13 protein-coding genes and 1 pseudogene are annotated in these 18,112 nt (G+C 42.2%); 4 read left to right on the forward strand and 10 right to left on the reverse strand.

Going from position 1 to position 18,112, the window contains the following annotated elements; genetic code table 11:
- Positions 1 to 102: 102 nt before the first annotated feature.
- The 3 genes and pseudogenes from Q6344_14380 to Q6344_14390 all read right to left on the reverse strand — a co-directional run bounded on the left by Q6344_14380 (position 103) and on the right by Q6344_14390 (position 3,435).
- Positions 103 to 507: a hypothetical protein gene (locus Q6344_14380; GenBank protein ID WLG13739.1), complete on the reverse strand. Its 405-nt coding sequence runs from the start codon at positions 505 to 507 to the stop codon at positions 103 to 105.
- A 57-nt stretch (positions 508 to 564) separates the two neighbouring features.
- Positions 565 to 2,331: a hypothetical protein gene (locus tag Q6344_14385; protein ID WLG13740.1), complete on the reverse strand. Its 1,767-nt coding sequence runs from the start codon at positions 2,329 to 2,331 to the stop codon at positions 565 to 567.
- Between the two features lie 168 nt (positions 2,332 to 2,499).
- A pseudogene (locus Q6344_14390) lies at positions 2,500 to 3,435 on the reverse strand (magnesium chelatase domain-containing protein).
- Positions 3,436 to 3,805: 370 nt separating this feature from the next.
- Here Q6344_14390 and Q6344_14395 point away from each other — a divergent pair.
- Both Q6344_14395 and hemN read left to right on the forward strand, forming a co-directional pair.
- Positions 3,806 to 6,289, forward strand: a complete 2,484-nt coding sequence (locus Q6344_14395) for a penicillin acylase family protein (protein WLG13741.1) — start codon at positions 3,806 to 3,808, stop codon at positions 6,287 to 6,289.
- A gap of 523 nt (positions 6,290 to 6,812) precedes the next feature.
- Complete coding sequence (hemN, locus tag Q6344_14400) at positions 6,813 to 8,237, forward strand: oxygen-independent coproporphyrinogen III oxidase (protein WLG15229.1); 1,425 nt, start codon at positions 6,813 to 6,815, stop codon at positions 8,235 to 8,237.
- A gap of 279 nt (positions 8,238 to 8,516) precedes the next feature.
- On the opposite strand, the gene Q6344_14405 is transcribed toward hemN, so the two are convergent.
- The 6 genes from Q6344_14405 to Q6344_14430 form a co-directional block, all read right to left on the reverse strand.
- The gene (locus Q6344_14405) at positions 8,517 to 9,908 is read right to left on the reverse strand and encodes an esterase-like activity of phytase family protein (protein WLG13742.1); all 1,392 of its coding nucleotides are present in this window, start codon (positions 9,906 to 9,908) and stop codon (positions 8,517 to 8,519) included.
- A gap of 163 nt (positions 9,909 to 10,071) precedes the next feature.
- Complete coding sequence (locus Q6344_14410) at positions 10,072 to 10,932, reverse strand: SPFH domain-containing protein (protein ID WLG13743.1); 861 nt, start codon at positions 10,930 to 10,932, stop codon at positions 10,072 to 10,074.
- A 15-nt stretch (positions 10,933 to 10,947) separates the two neighbouring features.
- A complete protein-coding gene (locus Q6344_14415) occupies positions 10,948 to 11,445 on the reverse strand; it encodes an NfeD family protein (GenBank protein WLG13744.1) in 498 nt (165 codons plus the stop codon).
- 184 nt (positions 11,446 to 11,629) lie between these two features.
- The gene (locus tag Q6344_14420; protein ID WLG13745.1) at positions 11,630 to 12,178 is read right to left on the reverse strand and encodes a porin family protein; all 549 of its coding nucleotides are present in this window, start codon (positions 12,176 to 12,178) and stop codon (positions 11,630 to 11,632) included.
- A gap of 209 nt (positions 12,179 to 12,387) precedes the next feature.
- Positions 12,388 to 12,930 carry a porin family protein gene (locus Q6344_14425; protein ID WLG13746.1) on the reverse strand — a complete coding sequence of 181 codons (543 nt, stop codon included), beginning with the start codon at positions 12,928 to 12,930 and terminating at the stop codon, positions 12,388 to 12,390.
- A gap of 111 nt (positions 12,931 to 13,041) precedes the next feature.
- Positions 13,042 to 13,587, reverse strand: a complete 546-nt coding sequence (locus Q6344_14430; GenBank protein WLG13747.1) for a porin family protein — start codon at positions 13,585 to 13,587, stop codon at positions 13,042 to 13,044.
- Positions 13,588 to 13,894: 307 nt separating this feature from the next.
- On the opposite strand from Q6344_14430, the gene Q6344_14435 reads away from it, so the two are divergent.
- Together Q6344_14435 and Q6344_14440 are read left to right on the forward strand one after the other, a co-directional pair.
- Positions 13,895 to 15,127: an 8-amino-7-oxononanoate synthase gene (locus tag Q6344_14435; GenBank protein WLG13748.1), complete on the forward strand. Its 1,233-nt coding sequence runs from the start codon at positions 13,895 to 13,897 to the stop codon at positions 15,125 to 15,127.
- A 74-nt stretch (positions 15,128 to 15,201) separates the two neighbouring features.
- Positions 15,202 to 16,011, forward strand: a complete 810-nt coding sequence (locus Q6344_14440; protein WLG13749.1) for a methyltransferase domain-containing protein — start codon at positions 15,202 to 15,204, stop codon at positions 16,009 to 16,011.
- 106 nt (positions 16,012 to 16,117) lie between these two features.
- On the opposite strand, the gene dnaK is transcribed toward Q6344_14440, so the two are convergent.
- Complete coding sequence (gene dnaK, locus Q6344_14445; protein ID WLG13750.1) at positions 16,118 to 18,061, reverse strand: molecular chaperone DnaK; 1,944 nt, start codon at positions 18,059 to 18,061, stop codon at positions 16,118 to 16,120.
- Positions 18,062 to 18,112 lie beyond the last annotated feature (51 nt).

The following is an 18,112-nucleotide window of genomic DNA, read 5'->3' on the forward strand; positions in this document are numbered from 1 at the left end:
ATAGCATAGCTACGTTCAACGTATGCTAGCTAATAAGATTAAAGATGCCATTTTCGGGTTGGCTATTTATCGCTTAATTTGATCGTTTGTTGATTCATAATGTTAAACATTGTTCTTTAGAGACTCTTGCTGCTCATCACACACCTTTAGACCTATATTTACAGCCACACTTAGGTCTGCTCCTGTGTTAATGCTATATGGTACGTTCGAGTGCATATCATCATATTTTAGAGCGTTAGCTGCTGCTTTATTAAGTGGTGTGCCAATATAAGACTCATCGGTGAAACCCTCTGGCGCAAAATACACCTCACGACCGAAAGCTGGATGGAAACCGCATGATATTTCTCCGTAAGCTACGGTAAACGGATATGGCGATGAGTGTTCAAGCGACCACTGCATCTCATTCACGTTAATAAAACCAGAACCGTATAGATCGTCATGTTCTTGCGCCACAGGACTACATGCCACAATTAGTAACAAGCTTAGACTTAGCATTAATTTATTCATTGCTATTGACCTCACAATTTAAGAGAAATAAACTAGCTATCCACACTTGCTAAAAGTCTAGTTATGTAATGCGTCATTAATCTTATTTACCCCAGTTAATATCCAGTTGTTGTCATCATTAATAGCAGTAGTATGTTTGAATGTACTTAATCGACCTTCAAAAGCATCTATAAACTCTTTGGGTAAAGAGCCTGATGGGTAGTTATTAATAGATACAATGATCGCAAGCAAGCCTTCATCGTTTTCTGCGTCTAAAAACTGCTTTTCGTCAGCTACAATTATAATAACTCCACTCATTCCAGAGTCAGTGCCGACTTTTTCATGACTATCTAATATGTAATATACGTTCTTATCAACGACTACTCTAATTACAATAAGCTCTTGTGGGTAGGGAGATAAACCTTTGCTTATACTCGTTAAGGACATAAGCTGATAATCGTCACTACTGTTAAATCCAAGTCGATAGGTGAACCATTTCGCCCTCTCAGGCTCATTAGAACCGCTTAATGCCTTAGCATGTCCCCATAATTTCTGAATCCTCGAACCTTTTGTTTTTTCAGGCTCAACATCCTCAAAGCAAAAGGCTGCATATCCAATATCGCCTCTACTATTGGAAACATTGCCAGATGCATAGCTAGACGGTTCTGCACCGTAAAGAGGGTATTTTGTACCAGCTTGTTCCGCTTCTATTTTTTGTTGATGAATTTTCATTGCTATCTTTTTTCCCAATATTTTCATTGCCTGTCTAACGGTTGCTGTTTCCATGTTGTTAGCAGGATGATCGGGATTAAGCGCTATATCCTCTGTTTGTTCTCTCTTTTTTACTGGGTAGAAAAATATGTCTTTTCCTTCATCAATACCTTCAACTGGGTTCTTAAAACTAGGGCTAGCGACAACATTAATTTCATCACAGTCAATAAAATCTGGTTCCGATATACCTTTAATGCTAGTGCATAGTATTGTACTGTCATCTAATCGAGTTCCCTCAAATAGCACCTGAATATCATCATCATGCCAAGGCTTTACTTTTAAGTTAATTTTATAAGGATGTGTACGCAATTGGGTTCGTATATATTGATTAAAATCTCTTACTATATTTCTAGTATGATCACTCGTTTTTATGAAATGTAGTAAGACACTATCTCTTATTACGAATTTCTTAGGTAAATACACCAAATTAGGGATTTGTTGGTAGCTTGCGTCACAGTAGTTTAATAGACACCTACTGATAAAATCCTCTCCGTGAGAGTAATGAATATTATTTTCCAGCCCCCAATTGAGTGTCATTAAAACTCTCTTAATCTCCATTGAATAGCCAAAATGGGCAATAAAGAACAATACAGGGTGAATAAGAATGGTGTCTTGATTTGCTCCTACATTACTTACTCTGACAATAGAATGCTCGTTTTCTAGCATTTTGTAGACAGGGTAAACATCATTAAGGTGCTCGTTTAGCTCAACTCTTTTGCCTTCACTATGATCGTATTCAGCACTATCACCTAGATTAATCTCAAATTCATCAAGTACAAATTTAGAGTCACATATCCCATTTTTCCATATCGATCCTATTGGCATCTTTGATATAGCGCCAAAAGGAACTTCTAACTCTGGTTGAAAATAAGGATTTGCATCATCTATATTGAATAACACGACTCTTATTAGTAATTCCGAGTTGTCTGCAAAATTCCTAGCTAAATTAGAGTACCAGACGACTGTATATCGTTGATATGATCTTAATCTTGGATTGCTCTCAAAGTAACCTTTAAGGTTTATGCTGGCCTTATAAGGCTCTATTTTATTGTCTTTAAATGGAGGGAATACCATAATAGTAAATCACTTTATAAATAGAAATTGTCGTTCAATACGTCACAATCAATAAAATAGATCGCTAAAAGTCGCCTTTAGCGCGTCGGCTAAGGCGAGATAATAAATCATTTAATTAGCAGTTTGACAGGAATTGGGTAGGAATGACATTAATTGGGTAAAGCGACAGCCACCACCCACCAAAGCCACGGCTGATATAGTGTGATGAACCTGCCTAAACGGTCTTGTCCCATAATCGTAATCGCTGTCTGCCACTGAATAAGTACTGGCAACTTCTAATGCATCTTCATCACTTAAATCCGGCAATATGGTCGGCAGCCTTGACGCCATTAACGTCTTGCCTGAGCCGGGTGGCCCTGTAAATAACAGCGAATGACCACCAGCAGCGGCAATCTCTAGCGCGCGCCGTGCATGATGCTGTCCTTTGACATCAGCCAAATCCACTTGATAGCCAACATGCTGCTGTGCTGGACTGGGTTGTACAACGTCCAAAGAGTCATAGGCTGCGCTTGGATTGGCTAACGACTGTAAGTGGTCACAAACTGTCTTTAAGCTTTGCGCGGCTAGTATCGTCACGCCATCCACACGGCTGGCCTCAGCACCATTATCAATCGGTACGATAAGCTGCGGTGTTTGTGGTTTTGGCTGCGGTTCGCTCAGCTCCTGTTCAGTAATATTTGCCACCTGCAATACTTTGGACGCCAGCGCCTCAGCTTTGATCGCTCGTGCCACCGCTAAGCTGCCTGTCACTTGCCGTAAATTCCCATTGAGCGCTAACTCACCGATAAACTCAAACCCTGATAATACTTCTGGATCCAATTGATCACTGGCTGCCAAGATTCCGATGGCAATCGGTAAATCAAGACGCGCGCCATCTTTAGGCAAATCAGCGGGGGCTAAATTGATAGTGAGACGACGATTAGGAAATTGAAAGCCAGAGTTCAGAATCGCAGAGCGTACACGGTCTTTACTCTCACGTACCGCCGCCTCCGGCAAACCGACGATGGTCAATGCTGGCAACCCTTGTGACAGATGCACTTCAATAATGACCTTGGGCGCATGCAGTCCGACGACTGAACGAGTATAGACTTGGGCAAACGACATCAGCATTTTCCTAATATAGGGAATAATTGATAATAGAGCATTATGTATCAGTGCGCAAATGTCGTGTTTTCTTGTCTCATTTTATTTACTAGCATAGTTATCAACAGTTGTTATATGATAAACGGATGCTCTTTCGCTCAGTCTTATTCGGCTATGCTGCCCCAAAGATTATCCAAAGGTTCTCACCCCTGTTAACCACGTTATTAACGTATTGGATAATTTTAATCGTGCTACAAAGTATTAAAGATTAGCAAGAGTATTGGCAATAAAAGGATTTTATTGATCATATAAAGTTTGCTGGCGGCTTTTTGCTGCAGATTTATATAACACCTACTTTATATAATACCCACTACCATGGATGGATAAGCTTATGAGCATAAAGATGCATAATCGGCGTGTGCCCACACTCACGCTACTGACAGTAGCAGTCTCTTTAGGACTGTTCGGCTGCTCAGACAGCGACAATAGTTTCAATGACGATGATGTCATATCCCCTTCCACTAATTATGAAGCCGATATTCAGCGCACTGAGTTCGGTATACCGCACATCACCGCAAAGGATTACAAAGGCCTTGGTTATGGCGTCGGTTATGCATTCGCAGAAGATAACTTCTGCTCACTAGCGCGTGAAGTTGTAGTCGCTAGCGGTCAGAGTATGCTGTATCTAGGCGCTGACGGTAATTTGGCTAGCGATGCTTTTTATACATGGTACAACACTGACAAGCGAAAAGCTGAATTTTTAGCAGCTCAAGACCCTGAAGTCATTGATGCTGTGACAGGTTATGCAGCAGGCTATAGCCGTTATCTACGTGACAAAGGCGTGGCTAATATCGATCCTGCTTGTGCCAATGCTGAATGGGTACGCGAGATTACTCTCGATGATTTATTGACGGTCTACGGTAAAGCCAATCTACGTGGTGGCTTATCTAATTTTGTCGGTCCCATTGTAGCAGCGGCACCGCCCTCTATTGCTGGCGTTCAGGGTAGCTCAAGAATGCGTAGTGTTCCAGTCGCAAATCCTGTCGTAGAGTCAGCACCTGCATTCAATATGGATACGATTAATGCGATGAGTGGCGGTAGTAATGCCTATGCCTTTGGTAAGGAGGTGACCGGTACTAATAGCGGGGTCATGTATGGCAATCCGCATGAGCCATGGGATGGCGTCCAACGCTTCTATCAATTTCACTTAACGATGCCAGGTGAGCTGGATGTGATGGGTGCGGCTCAACAAGGTCAGCCTTTCCCTAACATTGGTTTTAATAAAGACGTGGCTTGGAGCCATACCGTATCCACTGCCAAACGTTTTACGCTTTATCAGCTTAGCCTAGTTGACGGAGATCCTCTCAAATACAATTATACTAATAGCGCTGGTGTGACTGAGCAGCGCGATATCGAGACCGTTCCTGTCACTATTCAGCTACCAAATAATCAGACGCAGGTTCACAATATTTATGTCTCACAATATGGACCGATGTTAGCTGTCAACTTGCTCAATGGTCAATTACCAGCATGGGGCGCTAATAATCTAGCTTATACTATCCGTGACGCCGCCTCTGAAAACCCAAGAGCACTCAATCAGTGGCGTAGTATGAATAAGGCTACGAGCGTTGAGGACTTAGTCGATAGAATGCAAAGCGTCCTTGGTCTTGGGTTTGTTAATACTATTGCTACCGACCGTAATGGTAAGGCACTCTATGCTGACATCTCAACCGTACCAAATGTGACCAAAGCTAAGCTTGAAGCTTGTAGTAGTGCTGCATCTGGCCCCTTCCTTGGTGCTTTAATTGCCGCTGACTTGCCAGCACTGAATGGTAGTAACGCTGCCTGTGAATGGGGAGTTGATACAGACTCACCGCAAGCAGGTATCTTTGGGCGCTCAAACTTACCTTTCTTGATCCGCGATGATTATGTTGCTAACTCGAATGATAGCTATTGGTTAAGCAATTTAGAGCAACCACTGACTGGATTTTCACCGCTCCTACGTCGTCGTTTAGCCCCCTTCTTAGGTGCTACTCCAGCAGCTGGTGTTCCATTGCTTATGCGCTCACGTATGGGACTGGTTCAAATACAAGATCGATTCAGTAATAAAGATAACTTGGGCGGTACTAAGTTCAATTTAAACAATATGCAAGAGGTCGTCTATGGTAACCGCAGCTATGTCGCTGAGTTGGTACTTGACGACGTATTAGCAGATTGTCGAGCGAATGCTAGCATGCCTTTGACAGGCGGCTCTACTATTGATGCAACTAATGCTTGTAATATCTTGGGTAATTGGGATCGTCGTAATAATTTAGAGAGCAAAGGCGCTCATGTCTTTAGAGAGTTTTGGCGTAATGTGGATTTCAATGAAACGACGGATACGATATTCAGTGTTAAATTTGATGCAAAAGACCCAGTCAATACGCCTCGTGGTTTAATTATTAGTGCGGATACACGTACTGCTTTAGGAGATTCCATTAAGTTCTTCCAAGATAAAAACATTGCTCTTGATGCGTCTTTATCTGATTTGCAGTATATCGTTGATGCTGGTAAAAACGGCGAGCGTATTGCTATGCATGGTGGCTTTGGTCGTGAAGGTGTATTCAATGTTGCAGAAACGAGAGGCACAAGCGCTAATGATGGCGCAAACTACCTCATTAATTTTGGTCCAACATATATGCAAACCGTTACCTTTGATAAAAGCGGCCCTGTAGCAGAAGCATTACTAGGTTACTCGCAAGCTTCTGATACTACTCGACCGTTCCATCGTGACCAGAGTCGTCGCTACTCAGCTAAAGAATGGATTCGTTTACCCTTCAATGCTAATGACGTTAGCAAGCAAGCCGTTGGCAATAAAATCCAGCTAAAAGAATAAGTTTGACGTAACTTAAATTAGTGATAAAAAGACCTCAGATATATGCTGAGGTCTTTTTTACTTTATGGAAGCAGCCTGTTTGAATATCGTCGATTCATCATGATGCCAGCACTTAGCCAGCTAACCGCAAGAGGGGTATGAGTATAATTGCCAAAATCAAATGGACTTATCATAGACAGTTTGCATGTAAGAAAACTCGCCGACCACCCCACTGCAAACAAGGATTTGTTATACTAGTGCTTATTGATGGCTATCAATTTAGCAGCATATAGCGCTGTGAAAATTATTATTGATAACAGACTTATTATGGTTATTAACCATCTATCAAACACTTACTGGCTTTCAGATATTTGGTCGTTAGAGATGTAAGAACAGTAATACTCAAGGTCAAAACGAGGAGTACCGCATGACAGAATATTCAGAATCAAATACTCAGCAACCTTACAATCGTGCAGGAGAGCAACCGACCACGACACGCCCTGTTATGCAATCAGAAAGTCCTTATGCCAGTACGCGTGGCAGTATGATGAGTAAGCAGCTACCTGCCTTTGATGAAGCTATTATTAATAAATACAATCGTTCAGGACCACGTTATACCTCCTATCCGACCGCTTTAGAGTTCTCACCCATCTCTGATGGTCTTGAGGCAAAGATTCTTCAGAACCGTGAAGCTCGTGCACCACTGTCTTTATATTTTCATATTCCATTCTGTCGTCACCTCTGCTATTACTGCGCTTGCAATAAAATTATCACCAAGAAAAATAGCGACTCAGGCGATTATTTGCAGTATTTAATCGCTGAGATTAAGCACAAACGCCGCCTTCTACCTGTCCCAGAAGGTAGTAGCAAACCCCTCGTTAAACAGCTGCATTTGGGTGGGGGTACGCCAACATTTTTGCGTGATGAAGAAATGGTTCAACTGTGGCAGTTTTTACAAACTCAGTTTGAATTCTTACCTGAAGACAAAGGCGATTACTCTATTGAAATTGACCCACGCGAGCTGAGTGGCGAGACATTGAAAGTATTACGCAACCTTGGCTTTAACCGTGTCAGTTTAGGCGTACAAGACCTCGATGAAACGGTACAAATCGCCGTCAACCGTGTACATTCAGCAGAGCTCATTGAAAATGTGTTAAATGAGGCGCGTGATCTAGGTTTTCACTCTATCAATATCGACCTAATTTATGGTTTGCCGCATCAAACACCCGCAACCTTGGATAAAACGGTACGCCGTATCATCGAGATGTCGCCGGATCGCTTGTCAGTATTTAATTACGCACACTTGCCAGAACGTTTTAAAGCCCAGCGCCAGATTAAAGAAGCCGATTTGCCAGACCCAGCAGCCAAGCTTACGATGCTTGGCAATACCATCAATACGCTGACCGAAGCTGGCTATCAATATATCGGTATTGATCACTTCGCCAAGCCTGATGATGAATTAGCCGTGGCGCAGCGTGAGGGCAAACTGCATCGTAACTTTCAAGGTTATACCATCATGGGCGATTGTGATTTATTGGGCTTCGGCGTCTCCTCTATCAGTCAAATTGCCAATGCCAATACCCGCTATATTTTGCAAAATGATACAGATCTGTCAGTTTATCAAGCGAGCATCGATGCTGCACAAAGTAACTCGGCTGCCATGCCTGCGGTAAAAGTCATCAAAACATCCATCAAAGATCGCTTGCGTGAATATGTGATTATGAATCTACTCTGTCACGACTATATCGATTTTAAAGACATCAATCAAAAATTTGGTATCGATGCCATCACTTACTTTATCAATGAGATTCAACAGCTTGGCGCCATGCAAGAAGACAAGCTCATCGATATGGACGCGGCTGGTATTCGTGTGCTACCAAAAGGTCGACTATTAGGTCGTAATGTCGCCATGGTATTTGATGAATATCTTGAGAAAAAACATAAAAATCGTTTCTCAAAAGTTATTTGATTGAGTTGTTCCATAAATTAAAAGCAGTCATAAAAAAGACCTCACTTGAGGTCTTTTTTTATGGTGTTTAATAAAGCTGATGATTGACGAAAAATACCTCTAGGGCGTGTCCTCATTTCAAAAATGGTGATAAAAATGAGATAAATTGCAGTCAAACGAGGAAAATAGCGCAGATAATATCGGGATATTAGCCAGCTATTTAACGATGTTTGGCAAAATTTAGCTATTTTTAGCCCATTTAGATATGATCAATTGAATTGAGGACATGCCCTAGCCTACTCAGTAGCCATCACCACATTCAGAAGGCATCACCATATATAGCCTATTTGCATCTTCTATTGTTTTTTCACTGTCCAAATATTTCTGCTCAATTGTGCTTTTAGCGCTGGCAATCATTGAATCCGTCATCGCAAAGTCATCGTCATTCAGCAAACCCAATGAGCCATCTTGACGCAACCACAAACCTTCTAACTTATCATGCGGATACTCTACAGTCGCGAGAACGTCGACCACCAAGGTTTTCTTGACTGGTTTGATTGCCAATTCCTTCAGCAATTGCCAATTTTTTTCATCGGCTGCAATAAGCTGCTCAAGTGTTTGTCCATTGATCGTTAAACCCAATACATGATCTTGCTTGATATTATCTGTATTTAAAATATTCTCAATACCAGTCGCCTGCGAGAGGTCAATTTTATAAATGAGCTTTTGCGCAGACTGGTCTTGTAGCGGAAACTTGCGATCATGTTCAATCAAATAAAACTCGTGATTGTTAATCGCAACGATACCCGAAGTCACATGGTGAGCATGATCGAGACGATACAAATACTGTGCTATTTGACCAGAGTATAGATTGATAGTGACGATGCGCGTCAAACTGGCGACACGACCTGACTGATCAGGGTTGTCCATAGAAGACTCCATAATACCCACCAGTGTGCTCTGATCTGGAGTAATCGTTAATGCCTCCATACCACGATTTGCACGACGTTTGGTAAATTCTGCTGGTAGTAAAATCGGCTGACCATTAACAATTACATTATTGCGCTCATCGCTCGCAAAGGCATTGATACGCTCAATCTCCACCCCCTGCGCATTATAATGAACCAAATGAGGACCATACTCATCACTGATCCAAAAACTACCATCTGTGAGCGCAGCAAGACCTTCAGGATCTAAACCATTGATATCGTTTTTGATAGGATTGGTCACTGCATCAAAAGGTAGGTTGGGATTCATGGTCATCGGCTGGCCGTCGACATCGTAAGGGACTTCATTAGTTCCGCCGAGTGCTTGTGGATTCGGTAGCCCAGAGATAGGATTGCCATTTGCGTCTTTTAGTAGTATCTCTTTGATCTTAATAATCTGCCCAGTTGCTTGTAGCTCAAACAATCCGATGCGCGGTGTATAGTCAGGTACTAAAAACTGTTTACCCGTGCCTGCACTACCTTCGAAATCGGCATTGGGACCGCGATCGGTGAGCACATAAAATTGATTGGCATGGGTTGGATGAGCCGCTGCATCTGAGCCAAAACCACCCCCTCTAATCTCAAGCTTCCTCTCAGGATACGCAGCATTGATATGCGTACCATCGAGCACGGTATAAGGTAGTGCCGTGCTTTGGATAAAGTCTTTTATTTGAATGATTTCTGTATTAATATTTTGTATAGTCATTTTTATCCCTGATATATATTTTATTCTTGTTAAACGAACCATATGAGTAATTTATTAGATATAGCGTTCAGCACAATTGACAGTCGAAAAAATAGCCAGCGCCTAATAAGCTCACTGACCATTTTAAGAGTTAATGCTATAGCACATGGCTATACATGACCGATTAAACCTTAAGCTTATCACCCACCATACCCTTGATGGTACTTAAGATATCAGCAGGTAATACCACCATTTTTGCATTGTCAGACTCTGCCAGCTCACGAATCGCCTTAATATATTGCTCACCAAGTAAGTAGACAATAGGCATCTCTTCCTCGCCCATTGCATTAGTAATCAGGCGAATAGACTCTTCAGAACCTCTCGCCAATACCACTTGTGCTTCGGCATCACGACGTGACGCCTCTAAACGTCCATCTGCCTCTAAGATAGCCGCTTGCTTTTGACCATCAGCACGAGTCACTGTCGCACGGCGCAGACGCTCTGCCGCTGCCTGCTCTTCCATTGATGCTTGCATCGTTTGCGATGGATTAATATCTTGAATTTCTACTGTCTTTAGGGTGATACCCCAGTCCGCAATATCTTCTGATATCGCATGCTTTAGCTTCATTTTGATTTCATCACGGCTAGATAATGCACTATCAAGATCCATCTCACCGATAATTGAACGTAGTGACGTCTGCACCAAATTACGAATACCATATTCATAATCTTCAATGCCATAAACGGCCTTATCTGGGCGCACGATATTGATATACGCCACGGCGTTGGCAATGATAACAACGTTGTCTCGCGTAATGACCTCTTGTGAGGGAATATCAAGAACAATGTCTTTGGTCGTCACTTTATAAGCGACATCATCAACGAAAGGAATAATAAGGTTGAGACCTGGCTCTAGTGTTTGGCTATATTTGCCCAATCGCTGCACCACCCACTTATAGCCTTGTGGCACGATTCGAACGCCTTTGAAAACCGTAAAGACAACCAGTGCAACCAAAACCACCATGACAATGCTAAAGCTTTCCATAATTCATCCTTATTATTATAATTGCATGTCTTTATTAATCGCTGCCTGCGATTTCATACTGCTCACAATCAGCTCATTACCGACAATATCGGTCACCACCACTCGATCGCCGACCGCCACCGGCTCACCCGTAGTGCGGCACATCCACTCCGCTGCCCCAACAATAGGAACACTGAATCTGACGGTGCCCGCTCTATCTGGCTGTGGCTGGACGATAATCATGCCAGTTTCACCAACGATAACACTACCACCCAAGCCTGCTTTGGTGCGATCTACTGATAAGGGTTTAATAAACTTGAACCATGCCAGCAAGAATATGGCAGAAAGCACCAACCAAATAATAATTTGCACAGAGACAGAAATAGGCAATAGCCACGAAAGCGCGGCAACGATGATGGCAGCGGCACCAAACCAAAGGCTGGCGAATGTCGGCACAAACATCTCAATGATCAGCAATATGAAACCTAAGACTAACCAGTGCCAAGGTTCAATCATCCAAAGCATCTCCATCATCACTACATTCCCTATCTTTATCATTCTAACTTTTAATGTAGCACATTTTTGGTGTTAGTAATTTCTTAAAAATCATCAATATATGATGTGTATACTTCGAAAAATGTAAGAAACACATATTAAAACTTAGAGCATAAAAAAACGACCGCCAAAGCGATCGTTTCTTTTTTCTTTAATCAACTTATTAAAACTTAATGTGAGCACCTAAAGTTAATAGAGTAATATCTTCAGCGACATAATCATATTCAGCTTCAACGCTCATGCTAGGGTTAAAGTTATAACCCAAACCAATACCACCAGCAACACCACTATCGCTATCGCTTTCACTAATAGTGTTTCCAAGTACGTCACTTAAAGACGCATCAATCTCAGCTTTAGCAAACCCTAACTTACCTTTGGCATATAAACCAGTATTAGGGAATTGATAACGGTAAGTACCGTAAGCACCATAAGTTTTAAGGTCATATTCACCTTTAAGAAGTCTGGTACCTGTATCAACATCAGTGTCACTAGAGCCTACATATTCAACTTCAGCACCAAAGTTAGGATCAAAGTTATAACCAGCATAAATACCATAAGCAGTAGGATCATCTAGATCATCAGCATCTACCATGAACTTACCAGCTTTTACGCCAACATACGGCTGACCTGCATAGTTAACTGCCGCTTGCGCGCTGACACTCAATAAAGAGCCAACTGATAGGGCGATTAAAGCTTTTTGTAAAGTATTCATATATCTTCCTGTTAAATAAAACTAAAAATACCATCTGAATGAAAATAACAGAGCATATAAGTTAGCTGAACTATTGTCGAATTCGAGATATTAACAGAACCTTATTTCGAATGCACTCTTTTTTAATGACGCTTACAGTGCTTTTTATCGTACAAAAAAACGCACCTCATAGGGTGCGTTTTTTAGTTATCATACTGCTAATCAAAAACTTAGAATTTTAGCTGAGCACCAACAGTCATAAGATCTGCGTCGCTACCTAACATGTCATATTCAGCTTCAACACTGAAGTTTGGGTTAACCGAATAACCAAGGCCTACACCACCTGCAAGGCTGGTATCATCGTTAGAAATGGTTTTTCTATTAGAGTCTTCAACGATATAGTTACCTTCGATTTCAGTCTTAGCAACACCTAGCTTACCTTTGGCATATAGCGCAGTATTTGGGAACTGATAACGATAAGTACCATACGCGCCATAGCTCTTGGCATCGATATCACCGTTATAATAATCGGCATCGCCTGAACCTACATATTCTGCTTCGATACCAAAGTTAGGATCAAAGTTGTAACCACCATAGACACCATAAGCAGTTGGCTTGTCAGCACCGTTTACATCTAGGTCAAACTGACCGACTTTTACACCAACGTATGGCTGACCAGTGTAACCGTTGCCATAAGATACGGCAGCTTGTGCACCCATGCTTAATAAAGAACCAGCTGCTAATGCAAGTAACGTTTTTTGTAAAGTTTTCATAGTATTCCCCTAGGGTTATATTTTTAATTATTTGTCTGTAAAGTATCTGGATGAGAAAAAATTATTATTGCCATCTTCTCTCACTCGTTTAGCTGATAAATCGTTTTGGCTTTAGAACTTCAACTGAGCGCCAACAGTAAGTAGTTTGGCATCGACATCACTGTCCATCATTGAGTATTCAGCTTCGACACCAAAGTTAGGATTCACTGAGTAACCAAGACCTACACCACCAGCAAGACCTGTGTCGCTGCTAGATTTCGAAACTTTAACTGGACCAACGGTGTAATCACCTTCTACTTCAGTTTTAGCAACCCCTAGCTTACCTTTAGCGTATAAGCCAGTATTTGGGAACTGGTAGCGTGCCGTACCATATGCGCCATAAGTTTTGGCATCAAGATCACCATTTTTGTAATCAGCATCATCTGAACCTACATACTCTGCTTCGACACCAAAGTTTTGATCGAAGTTATAACCACCGTAGACACCATAAGCAGTTGGATCATCTGCATTGTCGATATCTAGATCAAACTGACCGACTTTTACGCCGACATACGGCTGACCAGTGTAACCGTTGCTATAAGAAGTAGCGGCCTGTGCGCCAACAGTTAACAAAGAACCAGCTGCTAGTGCAAGTAGCGTTTTTTGTAGCGTTTTCATTATTAGCTCCTTAAAATCAATTTGGACAAACAAGTTATCTATTTATATTGGCTTTTATAGCCCTATCGCCTTGTTTGCTAACGATGGGTATATAGTAACAAACTATTTCAAGTCGTCTGTCAGTGTTTGATGGTATGAGAGTTAAGATTTGCAAGTATTTATCAGTGCTTGGGTTACAAAGGCAAAGATATGAAATCTTTTGTTACAACCACTGAGTTTATGCAATAATCCCTACTCATTTCATCGCCTTTCTAGCAGAAATAAGCATAAAACAATAAGAGATACCGAATATTTTAAGGTAAAAATAATGACCAGACGTATAACTAGCCACCTGCAAGAAGCGCTTACAGCACTCAAAGCCACCCAACAATATCGTCAATTACCCAATCTCCAACATCATGGGCGATACGTTATTAGCGAAGGTCAAACCTTACTCAATATCGCCAGTAACGATTATCTGGGCTTAGGCGGCGACACCGAATTACAAAACGAATTTCTCAGTCAACTAACACCGCTATCAGTCGCACAAATGCCTAAAATGAGTGCGACGTCCTCACGCTTGCTCACTGGAAATGATGCACAACTACAAGCGCTAGAGTCTGAGTTGCAGGAATGGTATCAAACCGCTGTCGGCAAACGTGACATCTCTGCCTCAAAATCGGTGTTGGTATTGAATAGCGGCTATCATGCCAATCTTGGTATATTGCCAGCCCTCACAGCCTTGCCAGTCAAAACACTGATCTTAGCTGACAAGCTGGTACATGCCAGCATTATCGATGGGTTACGTTTGAGCCAAAGCAAACTGGTCAGCTATCGTCGTTATCGTCACAATGATTATGAACATTTAGCGACGTTTATTGAGCAAGCAGCGCCAGACATTGAGCGCATCATTATTGTCACTGAGAGCATCTTTAGTATGGATGGTGATCGTGCGGATTTATGTCAACTGGTACAATTAAAAGCTAGCGATGCTCGTATCGAACTGTATGTCGATGAGGCTCATGCCATCGGTGTATTAGGGGATACAGGCTTGGGACTAGCGGAAGAAACGCAGACATTGGCTGATATTGACTATTTGGTCGGTACTTTCGGTAAAGCGTTTGCCTCGGTGGGTGCTTATATCATGTGCGATGATGTCGTCAAGCAATGGCTAATTAACCGCATGCGTCCACTAATTTTTAGTACTGCATTACCCCCTATCAATCACGCATGGACGCGATTTATTTTAGCAAAAATGCCAATGCTCAATAATCAACGGGCGCATTTAGCACGGTTGTCTACCAAGCTTAGTCAAGCCATCGACCCAAGATACCGTGTGTCTCAAAACACCCAGCATCCACACTATGAATCACCGATTGTGCCTTACATCTTGGGCGACAATGCCAGCACGCTTGCCAAAGCACAACAATTGCAAGCAGCAGGTTTTTACGCCCTGCCTATCAGGCCACCCACTGTGCCTGCAAACACCGCTCGCATCCGTTTGGTCATGAATGCCAAGCTGACAGATGAAGACTGCGAACAATTGATACAACAATTATAAGTCTGTTGTTATAAATCAGCGATGTCAGTCCTGCTATCGATTGATAATTGGCTCACTTGGATATAATAAACCGTATGAAAACACTCGCCACGCCTGATAACTTTAGCACCAGAAAACAAACCATCGCTCGTCATTTTGCCAATGCCAGCGACTATGATCAGCATGCCAATGTTCAGCAGCAAGTCTGTCAATATTTAATAGACAAACTCACCCACACTGAACACGACAGTGTGCTTGAAGTCGGTGCAGGAACTGGTCAAATGACCCGCCTACTCGCAGCACACATTCAAAGTCAATATTGGCTAATCAATGAATTATGCGCTGAACAATCGGCTACTTTACAGTCCATAATGCCCAATGCTGACATAGCAATTGGCGATGCTGAAACGATGAACTTTGAGGGTGAACATAGCTTAATAATCAGTGCCAATGCAGTGCAGTGGTTTGATGACCCCTTAAACTTTGTTGCACAATCAGCACGCCGTTTGCGAGCTGGAGGTCAACTGCTGTTTAACACTTTTACGCCAAATAACTTTTTGCAAATTAAAAGTTTGACCGGTCAAGGACTCTATTATCCAGATATCATTGAGTGGCGATTGGCACTGATTAGTGCGGGTTTTGAGAAAATTGAACTGTCCACTCAGCGTTTCGAGTTACCGTTTGCCAGTCCCTACGCTATCTTAAAACATATGAAGTTGACCGGCGTATCGACCAATCAGACGCAAGTAAAAGCCAACAGCACCCAGCCCTTTATGTGGACCAAGGCACGCTTGCAACAGTTTGAGTCTGATTATTGGCAACATTTTTCGGCGCAAGATGACGACGGTCAGCCTATCGTTCATTTGACTTATGAAGTACTGATAGTGAGTGCCTTTAAATCATAAAGACAAGATATAGAGTGGTAGGATATTTCTTATAAATAACAGCCATAAAAAAACGCATCCCGAAGGATGCGTTTTTTTTTAACTGCGTTTAGTTACTAAATCACAATTATTTTTTGTCTTCGTCTACTTCAGTAAACTCAGCATCAACGACGTCATCATCAGCTTGGTTGCTATCTGCTGCATTGTCCGCGCCTTGTTGGAACTGGCTTGGATCCATGCCCTCGCTACCTGCGCCTGCGTCAGCATAAATCTTCTGACTAACTGGCAAGAAGGCATTGTCTAATGCTTCAAGCTTGGCTTTGATGTCATCATGATCATCTTCTTTCATTACCGCTTCAAGCTCAGAGATAGCAGCTTCTACTGTTGATTTTTCTTCAGCAGTTACTTTGTCTTCAGCGTCTTTCAACGCTTTTTGTACCGCATGAATACGACCATCTGCTTCGTTACGAACTTGCGCTAAGTTAGCGAATTTTTCGTCTTCTGCAGCATTGGCTTCTGCATCACGAACCATTTGCTCGATTTCTTCATCCGTCAAGCCAGAATCTGCTTTGATCTGGATGCTTTGCGCTTTACCCGTACCTTTGTCAGTTGCTGAGATATTCATGATACCGTCAGCATTGATGTCAAAAGTAACTTCAATTTGCGGTAGACCACGTGGTGCTGGTGGAATATCCGTCAAATCAAAACGACCAAGCTGTTTATTTTGGTTAGCGATTTTGCGCTCACCTTGATAAACCTGGATGGTCACAGCTGGTTGGTTGTCTTCAGCCGTTGAGAATACCTGTGATTTCTTAGTAGGAATCATGGTGTTTTTCTCAATAACTGGTGTCATGACACCACCCATCGTTTCGATACCAAGCGTTAGTGGCGTCACATCAAGTAGCAATACGTCTGTTTTTTCACCAGACAATACCGCGCCTTGAATCGCAGCCCCTGCCGCTACTGCTTCATCAGGGTTCACATCTTTACGTGGCTCCTGACCGAAGAACTCTTGTACTTTTTGCTGTACCAGTGGCATACGAGTCTGACCACCAACTAAGATAACATCATCGATGTCACCAATTTTTATGCCAGCATCTTCAAGGGCAATCTTACAAGGACCCATGGTACGTTGTACCAACTCTTCAGTTAAGCTCTCAAGTTTTGAGCGACTGATAGTGACCACCAAATGCTTAGGACCATTGCTGTCTGCAGTAATATAAGGCAAGTTCACTTCAGTACTTTGGGCACTTGATAACTCAATTTTCGCTTTTTCTGCCGCTTCTTTTAGACGCTGCATCGCCAATGAGTCACCTTTCAAATTGACATCTTGGTCTTTTTTGAACTCATCAACCAAATAATCAATCAATGCTGAGTCAAAGTCTTCACCACCAAGGAATGTATCACCATTGGTTGCTAAAACTTCAAACTGCTGCTCGCCATCAACGTCAGCGATTTCGATGATTGATACGTCAAAAGTACCACCACCCAAGTCATAAACAGCAACCGTGCTATCGCCTTGCTTCTTGTCCATACCGTACGCAAGAGCCGCAGCTGTTGGTTCGTTGATGATACGTTTTACATCAAGACCTGCAATTTTACCCGCGTCTTTTGTTGCTTGACGTTGTGAGTCATTAAAATAAGCTGGTACGGTTACAACCGCTTCAGTAACAGTTTCACCAAGATAGTCTTCTGCTGTTTTTTTCATTTTTTTCAAGATTTCAGCAGAAACCTGTGGTGGTGCTAATTTTTTACCGTTAATTTCTACCCATGCATCACCGTTATCCGCTTTGGCGATTTTGTAAGGTACCATGCCGATGTCTTTTTGCACGACTTTGTCATCAAAACGACGACCAATCAAACGCTTAATCGCAAACAACGTGTTGTTTGGATTGGTGACCGCTTGACGTTTGGCTGACTGACCCACCAAAATTTCATCGTTTTTATAAGCAACGATAGATGGCGTTGTACGAGTACCTTCAGCATTTTCGATGACTTTGACTTTGTCACCTTCCATCACTGCGACACACGAGTTAGTCGTACCTAAATCAATACCAATTACTTTACCCATAATTATTTGCTCCTAATTTGTTTTAAGTATTTATCTATTCAGACCGTGGTT

This window comes from Psychrobacter cibarius (assembly GCA_030686115.1).
Lineage (GTDB): Bacteria > Pseudomonadota > Gammaproteobacteria > Pseudomonadales > Moraxellaceae > Psychrobacter > Psychrobacter cibarius_C.

Excerpts from the sequence above, each read along its gene's own strand:
- Q6344_14380 (WLG13739.1), bottom strand. The coding sequence starts at position 507 with ATGAATAAATTAATGCTAAGTCTAAGCTTGTTACTAATTGTGGCATGT.
- Q6344_14385 (WLG13740.1), bottom strand. The coding sequence starts at position 2,331 with ATGGTATTCCCTCCATTTAAAGACAATAAAATAGAGCCTTATAAGGCC.
- Q6344_14395 (WLG13741.1), top strand. The coding sequence starts at position 3,806 with ATGAGCATAAAGATGCATAATCGGCGTGTGCCCACACTCACGCTACTG.
- hemN (WLG15229.1), top strand. The coding sequence starts at position 6,813 with ATGATGAGTAAGCAGCTACCTGCCTTTGATGAAGCTATTATTAATAAA.
- Q6344_14405 (WLG13742.1), bottom strand. The coding sequence starts at position 9,908 with ATGACTATACAAAATATTAATACAGAAATCATTCAAATAAAAGACTTT.
- Q6344_14410 (WLG13743.1), bottom strand. The coding sequence starts at position 10,932 with ATGGAAAGCTTTAGCATTGTCATGGTGGTTTTGGTTGCACTGGTTGTC.
- Q6344_14415 (WLG13744.1), bottom strand. The coding sequence starts at position 11,445 with ATGATGGAGATGCTTTGGATGATTGAACCTTGGCACTGGTTAGTCTTA.
- Q6344_14420 (WLG13745.1), bottom strand. The coding sequence starts at position 12,178 with ATGAATACTTTACAAAAAGCTTTAATCGCCCTATCAGTTGGCTCTTTA.
- Q6344_14425 (WLG13746.1), bottom strand. The coding sequence starts at position 12,930 with ATGAAAACTTTACAAAAAACGTTACTTGCATTAGCAGCTGGTTCTTTA.
- Q6344_14430 (WLG13747.1), bottom strand. The coding sequence starts at position 13,587 with ATGAAAACGCTACAAAAAACGCTACTTGCACTAGCAGCTGGTTCTTTG.
- Q6344_14435 (WLG13748.1), top strand. The coding sequence starts at position 13,895 with ATGACCAGACGTATAACTAGCCACCTGCAAGAAGCGCTTACAGCACTC.
- Q6344_14440 (WLG13749.1), top strand. The coding sequence starts at position 15,202 with ATGAAAACACTCGCCACGCCTGATAACTTTAGCACCAGAAAACAAACC.
- dnaK (WLG13750.1), bottom strand. The coding sequence starts at position 18,061 with ATGGGTAAAGTAATTGGTATTGATTTAGGTACGACTAACTCGTGTGTC.